The sequence below is a fragment of the Defluviimonas sp. SAOS-178_SWC genome (genome assembly GCF_039830135.1).
In the GTDB taxonomy this organism is placed as follows: domain Bacteria; phylum Pseudomonadota; class Alphaproteobacteria; order Rhodobacterales; family Rhodobacteraceae; genus Albidovulum.
This window is the reverse complement of record NZ_CP156081.1, coordinates 4,028,582-4,047,168: the sequence shown is the minus strand read 5'-3', so window position 1 is coordinate 4,047,168 and position 18,587 is coordinate 4,028,582. Positions and strand designations below refer to the sequence as shown.

The 18,587-nt window shown below is 65.2% G+C and carries 18 protein-coding genes and 1 tRNA gene; 12 read left to right on the top strand and 7 right to left on the bottom strand.

Translation table 11 applies throughout. From position 1 onward, the window contains the following. Window positions 1-98: 98 nt before the first annotated feature. The 4 genes from V5734_RS20965 to V5734_RS20950 all read right to left on the bottom strand — a co-directional run bounded on the left by V5734_RS20965 (window position 99) and on the right by V5734_RS20950 (window position 4,608). The gene (locus V5734_RS20965; RefSeq protein ID WP_347311540.1) at window positions 99-1,229 is read right to left on the bottom strand and encodes a saccharopine dehydrogenase family protein; all 1,131 of its coding nucleotides are present in this window, start codon (window positions 1,227-1,229) and stop codon (window positions 99-101) included. Window positions 1,230-1,298: 69 nt separating this feature from the next. Beyond that, window positions 1,299-1,952, bottom strand: coding sequence for a histidine phosphatase family protein (locus V5734_RS20960; RefSeq protein ID WP_347311539.1), 654 nt, complete (start codon window positions 1,950-1,952; stop codon window positions 1,299-1,301). An 11-nt stretch (window positions 1,953-1,963) separates the two neighbouring features. After that, a complete protein-coding gene (locus tag V5734_RS20955) occupies window positions 1,964-2,683 on the bottom strand; it encodes a response regulator transcription factor (RefSeq protein ID WP_347311538.1) in 720 nt (239 codons plus the stop codon). Continuing rightward, complete coding sequence (locus V5734_RS20950; protein ID WP_347311537.1) at window positions 2,680-4,608, bottom strand: PAS-domain containing protein; 1,929 nt, start codon at window positions 4,606-4,608, stop codon at window positions 2,680-2,682. The genes V5734_RS20955 and V5734_RS20950 overlap by 4 nt, the downstream gene beginning before the upstream one ends. A 155-nt stretch (window positions 4,609-4,763) precedes the next feature. Here V5734_RS20950 and V5734_RS20945 point away from each other — a divergent pair, with 155 nt between their 5' ends. The 11 genes from V5734_RS20945 (at window position 4,764) to V5734_RS20895 (ending at window position 15,904) form a co-directional block, all read left to right on the top strand. Then, on the top strand, window positions 4,764-6,791 hold the full coding sequence (locus V5734_RS20945) for an AMP-binding protein (RefSeq protein WP_347311536.1): 2,028 nt from the start codon (window positions 4,764-4,766) through the stop codon (window positions 6,789-6,791). Further along, entirely contained in the window at window positions 6,788-7,609 is an 822-nt protein-coding gene (locus tag V5734_RS20940) for an ABC transporter ATP-binding protein (protein WP_347311535.1), read from the top strand. Before V5734_RS20945 ends, V5734_RS20940 begins: the two co-directional genes overlap by 4 nt. Window positions 7,610-7,689: 80 nt before the next feature. Further along, window positions 7,690-8,676: a branched-chain amino acid ABC transporter permease gene (locus V5734_RS20935; protein ID WP_347311534.1), complete on the top strand. Its 987-nt coding sequence runs from the start codon at window positions 7,690-7,692 to the stop codon at window positions 8,674-8,676. Between the two features lie 2 nt (window positions 8,677-8,678). Further along, complete coding sequence (locus tag V5734_RS20930; protein ID WP_347311533.1) at window positions 8,679-8,927, top strand: hypothetical protein; 249 nt, start codon at window positions 8,679-8,681, stop codon at window positions 8,925-8,927. Beyond that, window positions 8,924-9,298, top strand: coding sequence for a VOC family protein (locus V5734_RS20925; protein WP_347311532.1), 375 nt, complete (start codon window positions 8,924-8,926; stop codon window positions 9,296-9,298). Before V5734_RS20930 ends, V5734_RS20925 begins: the two co-directional genes overlap by 4 nt. A 110-nt stretch (window positions 9,299-9,408) precedes the next feature. Further along, window positions 9,409-9,735, top strand: a complete 327-nt coding sequence (locus V5734_RS20920; protein ID WP_347311531.1) for a hypothetical protein — start codon at window positions 9,409-9,411, stop codon at window positions 9,733-9,735. Further along, window positions 9,735-10,811 carry a branched-chain amino acid ABC transporter permease gene (locus V5734_RS20915; RefSeq protein WP_347311530.1) on the top strand — a complete coding sequence of 359 codons (1,077 nt, stop codon included), beginning with the start codon at window positions 9,735-9,737 and terminating at the stop codon, window positions 10,809-10,811. The genes V5734_RS20920 and V5734_RS20915 overlap by 1 nt, the downstream gene beginning before the upstream one ends. A 68-nt stretch (window positions 10,812-10,879) precedes the next feature. Next, window positions 10,880-12,160 (top strand): ABC transporter substrate-binding protein, encoded by a 1,281-nt coding sequence (locus V5734_RS20910; protein WP_347311529.1) that lies wholly within the window; start codon window positions 10,880-10,882, stop codon window positions 12,158-12,160. A gap of 72 nt (window positions 12,161-12,232) precedes the next feature. Further along, window positions 12,233-13,051, top strand: coding sequence for an ABC transporter ATP-binding protein (locus V5734_RS20905; protein WP_347311528.1), 819 nt, complete (start codon window positions 12,233-12,235; stop codon window positions 13,049-13,051). Next, window positions 13,051-14,235, top strand: coding sequence for a phenylacetate--CoA ligase family protein (locus V5734_RS20900; protein WP_432759650.1), 1,185 nt, complete (start codon window positions 13,051-13,053; stop codon window positions 14,233-14,235). Before V5734_RS20905 ends, V5734_RS20900 begins: the two co-directional genes overlap by 1 nt. A 28-nt stretch (window positions 14,236-14,263) precedes the next feature. Next, a complete protein-coding gene (locus tag V5734_RS20895; RefSeq protein ID WP_347311527.1) occupies window positions 14,264-15,904 on the top strand; it encodes a peptidoglycan-binding domain-containing protein in 1,641 nt (546 codons plus the stop codon). Window positions 15,905-15,992: 88 nt separating this feature from the next. Here V5734_RS20895 and ykgO read toward each other — a convergent pair whose 3' ends face one another. Both ykgO and V5734_RS20885 read right to left on the bottom strand, forming a co-directional pair. Next, the gene (gene ykgO, locus V5734_RS20890) at window positions 15,993-16,118 is read right to left on the bottom strand and encodes a type B 50S ribosomal protein L36 (protein ID WP_263334173.1); all 126 of its coding nucleotides are present in this window, start codon (window positions 16,116-16,118) and stop codon (window positions 15,993-15,995) included. A gap of 67 nt (window positions 16,119-16,185) precedes the next feature. Continuing rightward, window positions 16,186-16,260 (bottom strand) — tRNA-Val (locus V5734_RS20885). Between the two features lie 152 nt (window positions 16,261-16,412). On the opposite strand from V5734_RS20885, the gene V5734_RS20880 reads away from it, so the two are divergent. Continuing rightward, window positions 16,413-17,273 carry an N-formylglutamate amidohydrolase gene (locus V5734_RS20880; protein WP_347311526.1) on the top strand — a complete coding sequence of 287 codons (861 nt, stop codon included), beginning with the start codon at window positions 16,413-16,415 and terminating at the stop codon, window positions 17,271-17,273. A gap of 27 nt (window positions 17,274-17,300) precedes the next feature. Here the strand turns inward: V5734_RS20880 and V5734_RS20875 are convergent, their stop codons facing one another. Next, the gene (locus V5734_RS20875; protein ID WP_347311525.1) at window positions 17,301-18,554 is read right to left on the bottom strand and encodes a DNA polymerase IV; all 1,254 of its coding nucleotides are present in this window, start codon (window positions 18,552-18,554) and stop codon (window positions 17,301-17,303) included. Between the last annotated feature and the right edge of the window lie 33 nt (window positions 18,555-18,587).

The window sequence follows — 18,587 nt, the reverse complement described above, 5'->3', positions numbered from 1 at the left end:
CTGCACGGGAAAGCTCCCGTGAGGCCCTCGGGTCAGGATGTGCCGGGTTGACCGGACCGTCGTATTGCATCCAGGCGCCCGAACGTACGGACACCCCCTCAGAGGTGATCCACCAGCCGCATGTATTGCGCCTGATGGCCCACCTCCTCCAGCCACCGCGTCACCAGGCGCGGATCGTGCGGTGCGCCGTGAAGGCCGACGGGGAATTCCCGCGCCATCACGCTCTCCACCGCCAGCGCGACGGTGCCCGACACCAGCCGCGCCATCGCCGAGCCCCTGACGTCTCCCTCGGCGTCGAGAACCCAGGTCCGGTGCCAGACGGGTCTCCCCGCCTTATCCGCCTTCAGGGATACGCAGAGCACCACCCGGTCGGGTTCCCCCTCCGCGAGCGGGAATTTTTCCCAAAGCTCGTCAGACAATGCCTTCAGCCGCGCGTCCGAGGGCTTCAACGCCAGTTCCTCGAACACCCCGGCCCAGGCATCCGCCCAGCCGTTCAGCCGAAGCGTCCCGCGCACGAACTCCTTCACCTTCCACTCCGGGTCGAAGTGATAGTCCGCGATGAACGGCACCGAATCGCGGTTCGGATAGACCTCGAACGTCTCCGGCTGCCTGAGCGGTGCGGAGTAGCTCCGGACCGCGTCCCAGGGATACGCCACCCGAAGCTCGGAAAAGTCCCTGACCGACCGCGCCGGCGCCATCAGCGCCCTGAGCACGCCGAGCGGCGACCACGAGAACTTGTAGCGGAACGCGTTCGGCCGCGCCGGCACGCCGCCGCAATAGGAGGTGAAGAACAGAACGTTGTCGCGATCATAGGCTTTCGACGCCCGGTAGGCCGCGACAAGGTCGTGCGCCATCAGATGGTCGATCCCCGGATCGAGCCCGACCTCGTTCACCACCGCCACCCCGGCCTGCCGCGCGGGCTCATCCAGTTCGCGCATCTCGGGGGAGATGTAGCTCGACGACACGAAATGCACATTGTGGGCCACGCAATGCCGGGCGAGGCCAGCATGCAGGTCGGCCGGCAACATGGAGACGACAATATCGCCGGGCAACAGCGCGTCTTCAAGCGCGCCCGGCTCCATCGCGCGGATCTCCTTGGAGATGTCGCCGACCGCCTCGACCGCCGCCGCAACGGGCAGGTTCCAGACCGTGACAGGATGGCCCGCGAGGATCAGGCGGCGCAAACCCGGGCGGGAGGAGAGGCCAGTGCCGCACCAGTGAATTCGCATCGCTCAGCCTCTCCGAAGGTTCGCGCCCAGACTGCGACTGCCGGGGCGCCGGGGCAAGTCCCCTCGCGGTCAGAAATGGGTCCGCGCGGCGTGGCGATCGGGGTGGTCAAGATGCGGTATCGCGCCGAACTGGCTGAGGTGAAGCGTGCCGTCGCTGTAGTCGAAGCGGTGGACGGAGGTGTTCATCACCCTGAGAAACATCCGCGCCTTCATCACCGCCTCGAGCCCCAGCGCCAGCGCGCAGAGCGTGGCGATCACCCCGGTCGAGGTGACGAGAACCGCGCCCGCCCCGTCCCCGGCCGCGTCTTCGACGGCACCGAGGACCCGGTTGCGAAACGCATCGTAGCTTTCATGCCCCTCGCCGGCATCGCCATTCCGCCAAAGGTCGAGCACCTGCGGAACATGCGCGGCGAAGGCGTCGGGGCTGTCGGGGAAGGGGATGCCGTGGCGGGCCTGGATCGCGTGGGACAGGCCAAAATAGTCCAGCTCGTTCAGCCGCGCGTCACGGTGATGCGGCCGGCCGTCGAGGTTCAGCGCCGCCGCCGTCTCCTCCTGCCGCCGCAGCGTGCCCGAGATCAGCCGCTCGAAGCCGCCCGTCGCGCGCAGATGCGCGCCCAGCCATTCCGCCTGTTGCCGGCCGAGCGGAGAGAGCCGATCGTAGTCTTCCTCGTTTCGGGCGCCGCTGTTGGCCTGCCCGTGCCGGATGAGCGTGATTTCCGTCATGGCGTCTTTTCTCAACCCCAGCGCACGTCGCCAAGGAAAATATAACCCGCCCCGTAGATCGTCTTGATCAGGCGCGGGTTCTTCGGATCTTCGCCCAGCTTGGTCCTGAGCCGCGAGATGCGCACATCCATCGCCCGGTCGAAGCTATCGCCCGCGGCGCCGCCCAGGTTTTCCTGCATCTGCGCGCGCGAGATCAACCGCTTCGGGCTGTCGAGGAAAAGCCGCAGAACCTCGCCCTCGGCATGGCTGAACGGCACTTCCTCTCCGGTGTCGCCCACCAGGACGTAACGGTCGAAATAGGCGGTCCAGCCGGCGAAATGCGCGACGGAAGCCGTGCGGTCCGCATCGTTGCGACCTTTCCTCAGACGCGCGCGAATGCGCGCCACGACTTCGGCCGGGTCGAAGGGTTTGATGATGTAGTCGTCGGCGCCAAGTTCCAGCCCCGTCACCCGGTCCTGCACCTGTGCCCGGCCCGAGATGATGATGATCGCGGCCCCGGATTCGAGCGCCAGTCGGTGGACGAGCGCGAGGCCGTCGCGGTCCGGCAGGCCGAGATCGACAAGACAGACATCGGGCGCGGTGCGTTTCAGCGCCGCCTCGAACTCCGTCGCACGGGCATAGGCGGAGGTGCGGAACCCCGCCTCCTCCAGCGCGTCCGAGAGCATCCGCCGGATCTCCGGCTCGTCGTCGAGGATCGCGACATGGGCTCGGCTGTCTTGGGCGGCGGTCATGCGGCCTCCTTCCGGGCAAGGAATCCGGCGAGGTCGTCGATGGTGAAGGGTTTGGTCAGGACCGGGATGGCCCCCGCACGGGACCGGAGCGCATCACCGGGTGGCAGCGATGTCATCAGGACGATTCGCGCCGGATGGCCCCGCCCGATCAGGCCCTGTGCGAAGTCGATGCCGTTCGTGCCGCCGGGCAAGCCAATATCGGACAGGATCAGGTCAAGCCCCGGCAGGTCGACAAGCTCGGCCGCCTCATCCGCGCTCGCCGCCTCGATCACGTTGTGGCCGAGCCCGCGCAGCATCTCGCGGACGTCGGTACGGATCTCCTCTGTATCCTCGACGAGAAGGACAAGAAGCGGCTCCGCGCGCTTGGTCCCGGCTTGCCGAAGCGGCAGTCGCAGCGTGACCTTCGCGCCACCCTCGGCGCGGTTCGTCAGTTTCACCGTTCCGCCGGAAAGCTTGGTGTGATCGTACACCATGGACAGTCCGAGCCCGGAGCCTTCGCCGCCCTTTGTGGTGAAGAACGGATCGAGCCCGTGCCGGAGCGCTTTCTCGGAAAAGCCGGGCCCGGTATCGGCGACCGAGATTTCGAGCCAGGTATCGCGCACCGGCCGCGCCGTCAGTGTGATCCGCCCGGCGCCGCCGCCGATCGCATCTTTCGCATTCAGAATGAGATTGAGGAGCGAATCCTGCAACGACCCGGAATCGAGCAGCACAGGCCCCGGAAGTTCCGCGACGAGAATATCGAGGCCGATGCCCTCGGGCAGCGACGGGCCGGCCATGATCCGCAGATCGGCCAGCAGGGCCGCGAGGTCGGTCGGTTGCGGCCGGATTTCACGCGGCCCGGAAATCGACGCGATGCGGTCAAGCAGCGTGCCGCCGCGCCGGGCAGCCGCGAGCGTCGCGCGCGAAAGTTCCCCCGCGCCTGCCGGAAGGCCGGGCAGCCGCTGAAGCCTGCCTTGAAGCCCGAGGATGATCGTCAAGAGGTTGGCGAAGTCGTGGGCGAGGCCGGACGTCAACTGCGCCGCGAGTTCCCGCTTCGAACTCTGGCTCAGCGCGGCGCGTGCCTGCGCCTCTTCGGTGACATCCATTGACAGGGCGTAGACACCCTGGATCTGATCGCCCGCCCCGTGGTCGGGCGTCAGCGCGATGCGGATACGCCGGCCGGACGCGGCGTGGGTGATCTCGAACACATTCGCTTCACCCTTCAGCGCCCGGCGGAGGCCCGGTTCGATCCTGGCGAAGGTCTCCGCCCCGAGCGCTTCGGGCGCCGGGCGGCCGACGATGTCGGAAAGGCTGCCGGGCATGATCGCCGAAAGCCGGCGGTTCGAGAACGTGTAATGCAGGTCCGGCCCGACATGGGCGATATGGGCCGGCATCATCTCGGTCACGAGCCGGGTGCGGGCTTCCATCTCGGTCAGTTCGCGCTTCGCCTCCTCCAGCGCGGCGTTGGTGGCGGCAAGTTCCCGGTTGGCCTGCGCCAGCCGCTCGGCATGGGCCAGAAGCTCCTCCGACAACTCTTCCGACCGGGCCCGCAGAAGCGCCTCCTGCGCCTTGATCCCGGTGATGTCGGTATAGACGGTGACCCAGCCGCCTTGCTGCAAGGGGGACCCTTCGACGGAAATCATGCGGCCGTTGGCGCGGCGGCGCTCCATGTAATGCGGGCTGAAGGTGCGGGCCTGATCGACCCGAAGGCGCACGGCGTCCTCGACATCCTCCACCTCGCCATATTCGCCGCGCAGGACGAGGTAGCGGATCGTGTCCTCGAACGAGGTGCCGGGCCGGGTCAGTTCGTCGGGCAGGTCGAACATCAGCCGGTATTGCCGGTTCGAGACGGCAAGCCGGAGGTCGCGGTCGAAGATCGAAAGCGCCTGCTGAATGAGGTTCAGCCCGGCCTGCGTCAGTTTTGCGCACACGTCTTCCCGGTTCATAAGCCCTCCTCCGCCCTCATCGCTAGCACCCTTGGGCGTCTGGACGGAAGGCGCAAGGGTCGCCTGTTACAATTCGTAAGGATTGCGAAAAAGTCAGGAAATCTTTGACGACTTAGTCTGGCCGCGCAACGCTGGCGGCGACGGAAGAATCGCCCATGCGGCGAGACGGCGCGCCCAACGCACGGCGCGGGGGAGGACCATCGGTGTCACAAAACGCGACTTCGCGCGAATTGCAATCCATTCCCGCCCTCCTGGCGCGCAACGCGGCCAGGTGGGGCGCCTTGCCGGCATTCCGGGAAAAGGAATTCGGCATCTGGCAAAGCTGGACATGGGCAGAGACGGCCGAGGAAGTCCGGGCGATGGCGCTCGGCTTCATGACGCTCGGGATCGAGCGCGGCGATCACGTCGCAATCATCGGTCGCAACCGCCCCGCGCTTTACTGGTCGATGGTGGCCGTGCAGATGTGCGGCGCCGTGCCGGTGCCGCTCTATCAGGACGCGGTCGCCGAAGAGATGACCTATGTCTTCGAGAATTGCGGCGCGCGCTTCGTCGTGGCCGGCGATCAGGAGCAGGTCGACAAGGTCCTCGAAGTGCAGGAAAGCCTTGAGGGCCGGGGCACCAAGCTTCAGCACATCGCCTATCTCGACAAGCGCGGCATGCGGAAATACGACCATTCGCACATGAACGCGCTTGCCGACATCGCCGCCGAGGGGAAAGCAGCGCATCAACGCTTCGACGCCGAACTCGACGCCCGGATCGCCGAACTCGGATACGACCACACCTGCGTGATGCTCTACACGTCCGGTACCACGGGCAAGCCGAAGGGCGTGGTCCTGTCGAACCGCAACATCATCGAGACTTCGAAGAACTCCGCCGAGTTCGACCATCTCAAGCGCGACGACGAGGTCGTGGCCTATCTTCCGATGGCCTGGGTCGGCGACTTCATCTTCTCGATGGGGCAGGCGATGTGGACCGGGTTCACGGTCAATTGCCCGGAAAACGCCTCGACGATGATGATCGACCTGCGCGAGATCGGGCCGACCTATTTCTTCGCCCCGCCGCGCGTCTTCGAGACTCAGCTGACCAACGTCATGATCCGCATGGAGGATGCCGGGCGGCTGAAGAAGGCGATGTTCGATCATTACATGGCCATCGCGCGCCGCGTCGGCCCGGCGATCCTCGACGGCAAGCCGGTCTCCGGCATGGACCGGTTCCGCTATTGGCTGGGCAATATCCTCGTCTACGGCCCCTTGAAGAACACGCTCGGGTTCAGCCGCATCCGCGTCGGCTACACCGCCGGCGAAGCGATCGGGCCGGAGATCTTCGATTTCTACCGCTCGCTCGGCATCAACCTGAAGCAGCTCTACGGCCAGACCGAGGCATCGGTCTTCATCACCCAGCAGCCTGATGGCGAGGTGCGGTCGGACACCGTGGGCGTGCCGTCGCCCGGCGTCGAGGTGAAGATCGGCGAGAACGGCGAAGTCTTCTACCGGTCGCCCGGCACATTCGTCGAATACTACAAGAATCCCGAGTCGACCGCCTCGACCAAGGACGTCGAGGGCTGGGTGGCGACAGGTGACGCCGGGTTCTTCGAGGAAGGCACCGGGCACCTTCGCATCATCGACCGGGCGAAGGATGTCGGCAAGATGGCCGACGGGCACCTTTTCGCGCCGAAATACGTCGAAAACAAACTGAAATTCTACCCGAACATCCTCGAAGCCGTGGTCTTCGGCGCCAACCGCTCGATGTGTACGGCCTTCATCAACATCGACCTGACGGCGGTCGGCAACTGGGCCGAGCGCAACAATATCGCCTATGCGAGCTACCAGGAACTGAGCCAGCATCCGCAAGTGCTTGAGACGGTTTCCGGCCATGTCGAAGAGGTGAACCGCTCGGTCGCCGCCGACCCGATGCTGGCCGGCTGCCAGATCCACCGCTTCCTGATCCTGCACAAGGAACTCGACGCGGACGACGGCGAACTGACCCGCACCCGCAAGGTCCGCCGCAAGGTCATCGAGGAGAAATACGCCGACCTCATCGCCGCCCTCTACGACGGCAGCGACAGCGTCTACACCGAGACCGAGGTCACCTACGAAGACGGCCGCAAGGGCAAGATCAAGGCGACGCTGACGATCCGCGACGCGAAGGTCGTCAATGCGCCGGAAAGGATGGCGGCGGAATGAATGTAATGAATCCGGAAGGCTACACCACCGCTGACGGCCGCAAGATCGGCGGCGTTCTGATGGAGATGAAGAACATCACTCTGCGCTTCGGCGGGGTGAAGGCGATCACCGATATTTCCTTCGACATCCGCGAAGGGGAGATTCGCGCCATCATCGGGCCGAACGGGGCCGGCAAATCCTCCATGCTCAACGTCATCTCGGGTTTCTACGTGCCGCAGGAAGGCGAGGTCTGGTTCAAGGGCTACAAGCGCGGGCCGATGAAACCCTATCAGGTCGCCCGCCTCGGCATCGCCCGGACGTTCCAGAACATTGCGCTATTCGATGGGATGTCTGTCCTCGACAACATCATGACCGGGCGGCTGACGATGATGAAATCGGGCCTTCTGGGTCAGGCGATCTGGTGGGGCGGGGCGCAGCGGGAAGAGACCGAGCACCGGGAAAAGGTCGAGAAGATCATCGACTTCCTCGAAATTCAGAATATCCGGAAGACACCTGTCGGCCGGCTGCCCTACGGATTGAAAAAGCGGGTTGAACTCGCCCGTGCGCTTGCCGCCGAGCCGAAGCTCCTCCTCCTTGATGAACCAATGGCGGGCATGAACGTCGAGGAGAAGGAGGATATGTCGCGCTTCATCCTCGACGTCAACGACGAGTTCGGCACGACGATCGCGCTGATCGAGCATGACATGGGCGTGGTCATGGACCTGTCCGACCGGGTCGTCGTGATGGACTACGGCAAGAAGATCGGCGACGGCACACCCGACGAGGTCAGGAACAACCAGGACGTCATCGACGCCTATCTGGGGGTCTCGCATGACTGAGTTCTTCTGTCGTTTCCCCGTAGTTCATCCGTATTTCTCCTGTAGCTACACGCGCCGCCCGGCGGGAACGGAGGCAAGCCATGCCTGACCAGCTTCTCTATGCGATGGAGGTCACGCTGAACGGCCTCATGGCGGGCGTGATGTATTCGCTCGTGGCGCTCGGGTTCGTGCTGATCTTCAAGGCCAGCGGCATCTTCAATTACGCGCAAGGCGTGCTCGCGCTCTTCGCCGCGCTGACGCTTGTCGGCTTTCAGGACGGGCAGGTGCCCTTCGCGCATCTGATCAACGCGGTCTTCGGCACCGACCTGCACAATTTCGGCTGGGAGTTGCCGGCCCTCGTCGCCATCGTCCTCACGGCGGCGGTGATGGTGCTTCTGGCGATCATCATCGAGAAATTCGTCCTCAAGCACCTCGTGAACCAGCCGCCGATCATCCTCTTCATGGCGACGATCGGCATGGCCTACTTCCTTGAAGGCCTAGGCGACATCATGTGGGGGGCGGACATCAAGAAACTCGACGTCGGCCTGCCGCAGGGGATTTCCGAAACGGTCGAGAGCGTGACCGACGCGGCCTTCGGCTACGGGTTCTTCATCGACAACCTCGACATCGTGGCGACGGTGGTGGCGGCGTTGCTGGTGCTGTCGCTGACGCTCTTCTCGCAATACACCAAGTACGGCCGCGCGCTCCGTGCCGTGGCCGACGACCATCAGGCGGCGCTGTCGGTCGGCATCTCGCTCCGCTTCATCTGGGTGCTCGTCTGGTCCATCGCCGGGATCGTCGCCCTCGTCGCCGGGATCATGTGGGGCACCAAGTCGGGCGTGCAGTTCTCGCTCTCGCTCATCGCGCTGAAGGCGCTGCCGGTCCTCATGCTCGGCGGCTTCACCTCGATCCCCGGTGCCATCGTCGGCGGGCTGATCATCGGCGTGGGCGAAAAGCTCTTCGAATTCCTCATCGGCCCGATGATCGGCGGGGCGACCGAAAACTGGTTCGCCTATGTCCTCGCGCTTCTTTTCCTCGTCTTCCGGCCGCAAGGTCTCTTCGGCGAAAAGATCATCGAGAGGGTATGAGCGTGCAAAAACTGATCGCGATCCTGAACGTCATCGCCTGGGCCGGCTTCTGGGCCTTCGGCTACATCGCCCTGACAAGCGACACGGCAGGTTCGAGCCTGACCATCGCCGCCCTGCTCGCCGCCCTCGGCGGCGGCATCGGCATCGTCGCGTGGCTGTGGCTGGTGCGCCATTCGGAGGCGACCGGCTACGCCAAGCCGGCGAAGCAGGTCCCGCGCGAGCATCACCGCCAGCCGGAGGGGCAGGCATGAGCCACCGTTCCCGCATCGGCGTCGTCTGCATCGACTGCAAGACCGACGACCTGACCGAGGCCGTGGGCTTCTGGTCGGCCATGCTCGGCAGGAAGGGCGAGATCGACGAGCGCGGCAAATACGCCGTCTTCGACGACCATACAGGCTACCCGCGCGTCCTGTTGCAGGCGGTGGACCACGAACCGCGCGTCCATCTCGACATCGAGACCGACGACCGCGACGCGGAATGCGAACGGCTGAAGGCGCTGGGCGCAAAAGAGGTCGCGCGGATCAAGACCTGGATCGTGATGGAGGCGCCGACCGGGCATCGGTTCTGTCTGGTCCGGCCGCAGGGCGACGACTTTCCCGGCAATGCGAAGGAGTTTGGCTGATGAAATGCTTGGAAAACCGAAATTTACGGGTCTCTCGTCCGGATTGTATAAAGGTACCTGTGAAACTGATTAGGAGTGCCGCTTTTGGCTATGATTAAAAGGATGCGATCATGTTTGCAGGTTTGGTCTTCGGTGGAAAGGTTCTGCGGGTTCTTAAGGAGAAGTACGAGTACGATCCGGTTGGTCCCGGTCAGCCGGTAACGATGCGACGCGTCTGCAAAATGATCCGCAAAAACGGCGGAAACGAATATGATGCGGCGCTGGTATTCATGCTTTCACAACTTCAAATGCTCTCCGACGACACGAGTACCTACCCGTTTCGGAGAAAGATGCTGAACCGCGCCTTGGCGATGGGGTCACTCTACACCAGCGAAAGCGCGGTTAGAGAGATTTCGCACCTGCTAATCCAATACGCTGATGATGGAGGAGCCACCTAATGTTCTACCGCGAGGCAGGCGACTTCAAGACGTCCTATGTGGACGACAGCCAGACCTTTCCGATCAAGTTCGACCGCTGGCGCTACTATGCCGTGCTGGCGGTGGCCTTCGGGGTCGTCCCGTTCCTGATCAACGACTACTGGGCCAACGCCGTCTTCGTGCCGTTCCTGATCTATTCGATCGCGGCGATCGGGCTGAACATCCTCGTCGGCTATTGCGGGCAGGTCTCGCTCGGCACCGGGGGGTTCATGGCGGTGGGGGCCTATGCCTGCTACAAGCTGATGACCGCCTTTCCCGAAGTCTCGATCCTGATCCACGTCCTTCTCGCGGGCGGGATCACCGCCGGGGTCGGCGTCCTCTTCGGCCTGCCCAGCTTGCGGATCAAGGGCTTCTACCTTGCCGTCGCGACGCTTGCCGCGCAGTTCTTCCTTGTCTGGCTCTTCAACAAGGTGCCGTGGTTCTACAACTACTCGGCCTCCGGCCAGATCTCGGCGCCGGAACGCACGATCCTCGGCCATGCCGTGACCGGCGCGCAGACCACCGCCCAGGCGAAGTATCTCTTCTGCCTCGTGATCCTCTTCGGCCTCGCCTGGCTCGCGCGGAACCTCACCCGGGGAACCGTGGGCCGCAAGTGGATGGCGATCCGCGACATGGATATCGCGGCCGAGATCATCGGGGTGAACCCGCTGACGACGAAGCTTTCCGCCTTCGCAATCTCGTCCTTCTATATCGGCATCGCCGGGGCGCTCTTCTTCTCGGTCTATCTCGGCGCGGTCGAGGTGGGCGAGGCCTTCGGCATCCAGAAGTCGTTCCTCATCCTCTTCATGGTGATCATCGGCGGGCTCGGCTCGATCTTCGGCAGCTTCGCGGGGGCCGCCTTCCTCGTCCTTCTGCCGGTTCTGCTGAAGAACATCCTCGTCGGCCAGCTCGGCTGGGCGACCGACCTCGCCGCGCATATCGAGCTGATGATCGTCGGCGCGCTGATCGTGATCTTCCTCATCGCCGAGCCGCACGGCATGGCGCAGCTCTGGCGGCTCGCGAAAGAGAAACTCCGGCTTTGGCCCTTCCCGCACTAGGGGGGCTGCCCAACCACAAGACCGGCGACCGGCCGGCCAACCGATCCATTCCATGGGAGGAGAACCCGATGAAGAAGACCCTGACAGCCATCGCCCTCGCGCTCGCCGTCGCGACGCCCGCGATGGCGGAACTGAACGTGCCCAACCTGAGCTACCGCACCGGCGCCTATGCGGCGAACGGCATTCCCTACGCGGACGGGTTCAACGACTACTTCACCCTCCTGAACGAACGTGACGGCGGGATCGGCGGCGAAAAGGTCGCGGTGCCGGAATGCGAGACGGCCTACAACACGGAAAAGGGCGTCGAATGCTACGAGGCGACCAAGGGCGACGGCGCGCTGGTCTACAACCCGCTCTCGACCGGGATCACCTATCAGCTCATTCCGAAAGTGACGGCTGACGGCATCACGCTTTACACGCCGGGCTATGGCCGGACCTCGGCCGCCAACGGTAAGGTCTTCGCCAATGTCTTCAACTACCCGGCCAACTACTGGGACGGTGCGTCGATCATCATCAAGGATATCCTGTCCCAGAACGGCGACAACATTCAGGGCAAGAAGATCGCCCTCGTCTACCACAACTCGGCCTACGGCAAGGAGCCGATCCGCACGCTGCAGGAACTGGCGAAGAAGCACGGCTTCGAGTTCGTCGAAGTCCCGGTCGATCATCCGGGGCAGGAGCAGAAGTCGCAGTGGCTCCAGATCCGCCGCGACAAGCCGGATTACGTGATCATGTATGGCTGGGGCGTGATGAACGCCGTCGCCATCCAGGAAGCCGTGAACATCAAGTATCCGATGGATCACTTCTACGGCATCTGGTGGTCGGGGTCCGAGAACGACGTGCTGCCGGCCGGAGACGGCGCCAACGGCTACAAGATGATCTCGTTCCACGGGACCGGCGGCGACTACCCGGTCTATGCCGACCTGAAGCAATACGTCTATGACGCGGGCAAGGCGGCGGGCGACGGATCGAACCCCGGCAACGTCCTTTATTCCCGCGGCATGTACGCGGCAATGACGATCTCCGAAGCGATCCGCAAGGCACAGGAACTCGCCGGCACGTCGGCCGTCAACCCGGCGCAGGTCCGCGACGGGTTCGAGGCCCTGAACCTCACCGAGGAGCGGCTGACGGAACTTGGCCTGCCGGGCTTCGCCCAGCCGATCTCCGCATCCTGCGCCGATCACGGCGGTCCGGGCACGGCGATGATCTTCCAGTGGGATGCCGCCGCCAAGAAGTGGAACCAGGCCTCGGACTGGATCGCGGCCGACACCGACGTGATCGACCCGCTGGTCGCCGAGGATTCCGCGGCCTTCGCTTCGGAAAACAACATCGCCGAGCGCTGCAACTAGGCGCCATGCACAAGCTTCCCCGGCCCGACCAGGGCCGGGGTCCATTGGATCAATTCCGCGCGGGGGACCCCGATGCTCGACGCCGCAAAGACCGAGACGCTGCTTGAGGTCAACAATATCGAGGTGATCTACAATCACGTGATCCTCGTCCTGAAAGGCGTGAGCCTGTCGGTCCCGAAAGGCGGCATCACCGCGCTTCTCGGCGGCAATGGCGCGGGCAAGACGACGACGCTCAAGGCGATCTCCAACCTCCTCCATTCCGAACGCGGAGAGGTCACCAAGGGCTCGATCCTGTATCGCGGCGCGCGCGTGCAGGACCTTGACCCGGCCGCGCTCGTCAAGATGGGCGTCATCCAGGTCATGGAGGGGCGCCACTGTTTCGGGCACCTGACGGTCGAGGATAACCTCCTGACGGGTGCCTATACGCGGGCCGACAAGGGCCAGATCGGCGCCGATCTCGACATGGTCTACACCTATTTCCCGCGCCTGAAGGAACGCCGCAAGAGCCAGGCGGGCTACACGTCGGGCGGCGAACAGCAGATGGTCGCGATCGGCCGCGCCCTGATGTCGAAGCCCGAGACGATCCTTCTCGACGAACCCTCGATGGGCCTCGCGCCGCAGCTCGTCGAGCAGATCTTCGAGATCGTGAAGGCCGTGAACGAGAAGGAGGGCGTGACCTTCCTTCTGGCCGAGCAGAACACCAACGTGGCGCTGCGCTACGCGCATTACGGCTACATCCTCGAAAGCGGCCGGGTCGTCATGGACGGCCCCGCCGCCGAGCTTCGCGAAAACCCGGACGTGAAGGAATTCTACCTCGGCATGTCGGACGAGGGCCGAAAGTCGTTCCGCGACGTCCGTTCCTACCGCCGCCGAAAGCGTTGGCTGGCGTGATGAAGGATCTCAAGGTGACCCATTACGACGATCTCGAAACCCGGCCCGACGACGAACGCGCCGCCGACCATCTGCGCGCGCTGAACGCGCAACTGAAGCGCAACGGGATGGCGCCGGTGGCGACCCTCGCCGACCTCGCCCGCTTGCCGGTCCTGCGGAAATCCGACCTTTCGGCCCGGCAGAAAGCCAAGCCACCCTTTGGCGGGCTGCCGGTCACGAATGTCGCGCATTTCTTCCAGTCGCCGGGGCCGATCTACGAGCCGGGCGGGGTCAGCGACGACTGGTGGCGGATGGGCCGGTTCCTCCATGCCTGCGGCATCGGCAAGGGCGATATCGTCCAGAACTGCTTCGGCTATCACCTGACACCCGCCGGCATGATGTTCGAGAACGGCGCCCGCGCGGTCGGCGCGGCGGTGCTGCCCGCCGGAACGGGACAGACCGATCTTCAGGTCTGCGCCGCCGCCGATATCGGCACCACGGCCTATGCCGGGACGCCGGACTACCTCAAGATCATCCTCGACCGTGCCGACGAGATGGGCGAGCGGCTGAAAATCACCCGTGCCGTGGTTGGCGGCGGCGCGCTGTTCCCCAGCTTGCGCAAGGAATATGCCGACCGCGGCATCGCCTGCCTGCAATGCTACGCGACCGCCGATCTTGGCAACATCGCCTATGAAAGCCCGGCGATGGAGGGGATGATCGTCGACGAGGGCGTGATCGTCGAGATCGTCCGCCCCGGCACCGGCGATCCGGTGCCCGAGGGTGAGGTGGGCGAGGTCGTCGTCACGACGCTCAACCCCGACTACCCGCTGATCCGGTTCGCGACCGGTGACCTCTCGGCGGTGATGCCGGGGCAAAGCCCCTGCGGCAGGACCAATGCCCGGATCAAGGGCTGGATGGGCCGCGCCGACCAGACGACCAAGATCAAGGGCATGTTCGTCCGCCCCGAGCAGGTGGCCGACTTCGTCGCCCGTCACGACGACATCGCCCGTGCGCGGATTGTCGCCACCCGGGAGGGGGAGATGGATGCGATGACGGTCTTGGTGGAAACCGAATCCGGCAACCCCGCGTTATACGAGAAGTCCGTGATGGACATTCTGAAACTGCGAGGCCGCATCCAGCTGGTTTCCAAAGGGTCGCTGCCGAACGATGGCATAGTGATTGAGGATCAGCGGAAGTACGAGTAGGTCTCGCCCCGAAACGGGGATGTGACGTATGAGACAGACAGCCTGCCTGGCGCTTTTTGCCGCCGTGATCGTGGCGCCGGCCTTCGCGCAGGACGCCGCACTGGTCATCGGCAACGAGAATTACCGCAACGCCGCCGACATTACCTCGGCAGATGACGCGCTCGACGCGGCCGACGCGCTGGAGGTGGCCGGGTTCACGATGCGCAAGGGGGCCGATCTGACCGCGCCGGTGATGCGGACGCTTCTTGCCAAACATTACGATGACACGGTGAGGCCGGGTCGAAGCGTGATCCTTCTCACCGGCCACTTCGTCCATGCCGGGGCCGAGACCTGGCTTGTCGCGACCGGGGCGGACCAGCCGACGCTGGCGTCGATCGACAACGCGGGGCTCTCCCTGTCGACCGTCCTTGCCATTGCCGGCGAACGGCCCGGCGGAGCGCTTGTGTTGCTGGGGACGGAAGACCGGCGGATCGACCTCGGTCGCGGGCTTGCGGCCGGCGTTGGCCCGGTCGACGTGCCGCAGGGCGTGACCGTGATCGAAGGCGACGCGGCGGAAGTGTCGGCGTTCGCGGGCCACCTTGCGGACATGCGCGGCAGGACGATGGCGGAGCTTGTCGCGTCGGCGGAAGACCTGCGTGCAGTCGGTTACATCGGCACATTCGCGCCGTTTCTTCCGATCCCGGACGGCAACGCACCGAAACCCGCCACCCCGCCCGCCGGTGGCGGCGAACAGGCCTTCTGGACGGCGACCGAGGCCATCGGCACCCGCGCCGCGTTCGAAACCTATCTCGACCGCTTCCCCGACGGCGCCCACGCCGCTGCCGCGAAGTCGGCCATTGCACGGCTTGACGATCCGGCCGCGCAGGCCGAGGCGGCCGAGGCCGCGCTCCGCCTTACCCGCGATCAGCGTCGCGAGGTCCAGCGCAACCTCTCGATCCTCGATATCGACCCCAAGGGGATCGACGGTGTCTTCGGCCCCGGTTCGCGCAACGCCATCAAGGTCTGGCAAACCCGCGCCGGATATGACGGGACGGGCTTTCTGACCGGACGTCAGTTGGAGGTTCTTGCGCAGGAAGCCGACAAGCGAGCCGCCGAATTGGAAGCCGAGGCCGCCGCGCGCAAGGCCGAGCAGGACCAGCAGGACCGGCTCTACTGGGATCAGACCGGCGCGGCCGGGGACGAGGCGGGCTTGCGCGCCTATCTCAAGCGCTATCCCGACGGGCTTTTCGCCGAACTGGCGCAGGAACGGCTCTCGGTCTTCGATGAAGAGCGACGGGCGCAGGCGGCGGCCAACGACCGGCAGGCGTGGGACGCCGCGCAGAAAACGGACACGGTCCGCGTCTATCAGGACTATGTCGCGGCCCATCCGAACGGCGCGTTTGTCGAAGAGGCGCGGCGCCGGATCGCCGAATTGAGTGAGACGTCGGCAGAGGCGGATGCGCGCCAGAAGGCCGAGGCGGCCGAAAAGGCGCTGAACCTCAACCCGGTGATGCGCTCGCTCGTCGAACAGCGGCTTGCGGCGCTCGGTCTCAAGCCCGGCGCTGCGGACGGAACTTTCGACGATGAGACCCGTCGCGCGATTCGGCGTTACCAACAGGCGCGGGGGCTGCCCGTGACGGGATATCTGAACCAGCAGACCGTGGCGCGGCTTCTGGTGGATTCGCTCTGACATCCACCAAGGGCGCGGGCTCACCGACCCGGAAAACACGAAGGCCGCCGGGAAACCGGCGGCCTTTCGCATCGTTCTCTTCGGCGCTTCAGCCCTGACGGGCCTTGAAGCGGCGCTGGGTCTTATTGATCACGTAGACCCGGCCCTTGCGGCGCACGATCTGACAGTCGCGATGGCGCAACTTCAGCGAGCGGAGCGAGTTTCTGACCTTCATCGGTCTTCTCCTATTCGCGGCGCGCGTCGCGCCATTCAAAACTACATGCCCCCGAATCGGGGGCGGATGGTGGGCGGTACTGGGATCGAACCAGTGGCCACTACGATGTCAACGTAGTGCTCTACCGCTGAGCTAACCGCCCGTTCCGTCAACGATTCCGCCGATCCCAAACAATTAGGACGCGGGCGGAACCGCGTCGGTCCGTGGGTCTATAAAAGGAGTCGGGAGAGCTTGCAAGGGGTTTCAGGGTTGCAAAGATTGCCGCTATAGTTCGCCCGACGTAAAGGAGAAGGCATGGCGCGTGCGCCCTATCAGTTGGTGATGCCGGAGCGGCGCCTGACCGGTGTCGTCTTTGCCTCGCCGCATAGCGGGCGCGACTACCCCGCCGCGTTCCTGCGCGCCTCGGTCTTGGACGAACGGACGATCCGCTCGTCCGAGGACGCCTTTGTCGACACGCTTCTCGACGGGGTTGGAAGCCTCGGCGCGCCGCTCCTCGCGGCGACCGCCCCGCGCGCCTTCATCGACCTCAACCGCGCGGCCGACGAGCTTGATCCGGCGCTGATCGACGGCGTTCGCCTTGCCGCGCACAATCCGCGCATCGCCTCGGGCCTCGGCGTCATTCCCAGGGTCGTCGCCGGGGGCCGGGCGATCTATCGCGGCAAGATGTCCCGGGATGAGGCCGAGGCGCGAATCGACGCCTGCTGGCGGCCCTATCACGACTGCCTGCGCGACCTTCTGGAGACAGCGCGCGCGAATTTCGGCGAGGCGATCCTCGTCGACATGCACTCGATGCCGCATGAGGCGATGGATTCCATCGCATCGGCCGGCGCCGGGCGACCCGAGATCGTGCTCGGCGACCGCTTCGGCTCGGCAGCCGCGGCGCATGTGATGGACCGGATCGAGGCCGCGTTCGAGCGGGCGGGCTTTCGCACGCTTCGCAACGCGCCCTTCGCAGGTGCCTATATCACCCAGACCTACGGCCGCCCGTCGCTTGGCTTCCACGCCGTGCAGATCGAGATCGACCGCGCGCTCTACATGAACGAGCGGGAGGTCCGCCCGAACGGCAATTTCATGAGCTTCCGGCGGGTTCTCCAGTCCATCCTGACCGAGATCGCCGAGATCGGTCGCGGGGAAGTTTCGCTCGCCGCTGAGTGACGGGGGCGGCGTCCGGTTCGCCGCAGCCTAGCGAAGCGACCTGCCCTTCACGATCGCATTCGGCCCGAACCGCGCGCGGATCGCATCGGTCGCGCGTTCGGCGGTGGCGCGTTTCGCCGCCGCCGGGTCGAGAAGATCGGGCGTCAGATCGGCGGCGCTGGCCGGAACGATGTCCGAAAGCCCGACACCGAGAAGCCGGTAGGGGCCCCTGTCGCCGACATGGGCCAGCAGGTCGGCCGCCTCGCGGTAAAGCCGGTCGGCGATCTGGGTGGGTTCGCGCAACGAGTGCCGCCGGGTGATCGTGGTGAAATCGGCCCGTTTCAGCTTCAGCGTCACGGTGCGCCCGGCAAGATCCTTGGCCTTCGTCCGATCTGCAACCTTCTCGGCCAGCCGCCACACATGACCGTCGAGGAGGTCGCGGTCCGAAATATCCTCGTCGAAGGTTGTCTCGGCCGAGATCGACTTCATCGGCTCGTGCGGATTGACCCTGCGGAAGTCCTCTCCCCGGGCGAGGTGCCAGAGCCGGTCGCCGATCTGACCGAAGCGCTGGATCAGGTCCTTGCGGTCCCAGCGGGCGAGGTCGTCGAACGTCCGGATGCCGGCCGCATCGAGCGTGCCTTGCGTGGCCGCGCCTACGCCCCAGATCATCCGCACCGGCTTGCCTTTCAGGAATGCGGCGGTGTCGGCCTTGCCGATCACCGAAAACCCGCGCGGCTTGTCGAGGTCGGAGGCGACCTTGGCGAGGAACTTGTTGTGGGACAGGCCGACCGAACCGGTCAGGCCGATCTCCTCCTCCATCCGTTTGAGAAGCCGGCAGAGAAGGACGGCCGGCGGAGCCTTGTGCAGGCGTTCCGTTCCGGTCAGGTCCAGAAACGCCTCGTCGAGAGAAAGCGGCTCGACCACCGGCGTCAGCTCGTCCATCAGGGCGCGGATTTCCCTCGACACCGCCGCATAGTGGCTGCCCCTCGGTTTGATGACCACCGCCTCGGGGCAGAGTTTCAGGGCCTGGAACATCGGCATAGCCGACCGAACGCCCTTGATGCGGGCGAGGTAGCAGCAGGTTGAGACGACACCGCGATGGGCGCCGCCGACGATGACCGGCCGGCTTCGAAGGTCCGGGTTGTCCCGCTTTTCGACGCTCGCATAGAAGGCGTCGCAGTCCATGTGTGCGATGGAGAGGCTGAGGAGTTCCGGGTGCGATAGGACGCGCGGGCTCCGGCAGGCCGGGCATCGCTGTCCGGTCTCGAATGGATGGAGGCAATCGCGACAAAGGGCGGGCATGGCGCGAGAATAGCCGAGTCCGTTCGGGCGCGA

What these genes read in the sequence shown, in the direction of transcription:
- V5734_RS20965 (WP_347311540.1), bottom strand. Translation starts at nt 1,229, where the DNA reads ATGCGAATTCACTGGTGCGGCACTGGCCTCTCCTCCCGCCCGGGTTTG.
- V5734_RS20910 (WP_347311529.1), top strand. Translation starts at nt 10,880, where the DNA reads ATGAAGAAGACCCTGACAGCCATCGCCCTCGCGCTCGCCGTCGCGACG.
- V5734_RS20935 (WP_347311534.1), top strand. Translation starts at nt 7,690, where the DNA reads ATGCCTGACCAGCTTCTCTATGCGATGGAGGTCACGCTGAACGGCCTC.
- V5734_RS20895 (WP_347311527.1), top strand. Translation starts at nt 14,264, where the DNA reads ATGAGACAGACAGCCTGCCTGGCGCTTTTTGCCGCCGTGATCGTGGCG.
- V5734_RS20925 (WP_347311532.1), top strand. Translation starts at nt 8,924, where the DNA reads ATGAGCCACCGTTCCCGCATCGGCGTCGTCTGCATCGACTGCAAGACC.
- V5734_RS20875 (WP_347311525.1), bottom strand. Translation starts at nt 18,554, where the DNA reads ATGCCCGCCCTTTGTCGCGATTGCCTCCATCCATTCGAGACCGGACAG.
- ykgO (WP_263334173.1), bottom strand. Translation starts at nt 16,118, where the DNA reads ATGAAGGTCAGAAACTCGCTCCGCTCGCTGAAGTTGCGCCATCGCGAC.
- V5734_RS20905 (WP_347311528.1), top strand. Translation starts at nt 12,233, where the DNA reads ATGCTCGACGCCGCAAAGACCGAGACGCTGCTTGAGGTCAACAATATC.
- V5734_RS20915 (WP_347311530.1), top strand. Translation starts at nt 9,735, where the DNA reads ATGTTCTACCGCGAGGCAGGCGACTTCAAGACGTCCTATGTGGACGAC.
- V5734_RS20920 (WP_347311531.1), top strand. Translation starts at nt 9,409, where the DNA reads ATGTTTGCAGGTTTGGTCTTCGGTGGAAAGGTTCTGCGGGTTCTTAAG.
- V5734_RS20880 (WP_347311526.1), top strand. Translation starts at nt 16,413, where the DNA reads ATGGCGCGTGCGCCCTATCAGTTGGTGATGCCGGAGCGGCGCCTGACC.
- V5734_RS20945 (WP_347311536.1), top strand. Translation starts at nt 4,764, where the DNA reads ATGCGGCGAGACGGCGCGCCCAACGCACGGCGCGGGGGAGGACCATCG.
- V5734_RS20950 (WP_347311537.1), bottom strand. Translation starts at nt 4,608, where the DNA reads ATGAACCGGGAAGACGTGTGCGCAAAACTGACGCAGGCCGGGCTGAAC.
- V5734_RS20900 (WP_432759650.1), top strand. Translation starts at nt 13,051, where the DNA reads ATGAAGGATCTCAAGGTGACCCATTACGACGATCTCGAAACCCGGCCC.
- V5734_RS20940 (WP_347311535.1), top strand. Translation starts at nt 6,788, where the DNA reads ATGAATGTAATGAATCCGGAAGGCTACACCACCGCTGACGGCCGCAAG.
- V5734_RS20960 (WP_347311539.1), bottom strand. Translation starts at nt 1,952, where the DNA reads ATGACGGAAATCACGCTCATCCGGCACGGGCAGGCCAACAGCGGCGCC.
- V5734_RS20955 (WP_347311538.1), bottom strand. Translation starts at nt 2,683, where the DNA reads ATGACCGCCGCCCAAGACAGCCGAGCCCATGTCGCGATCCTCGACGAC.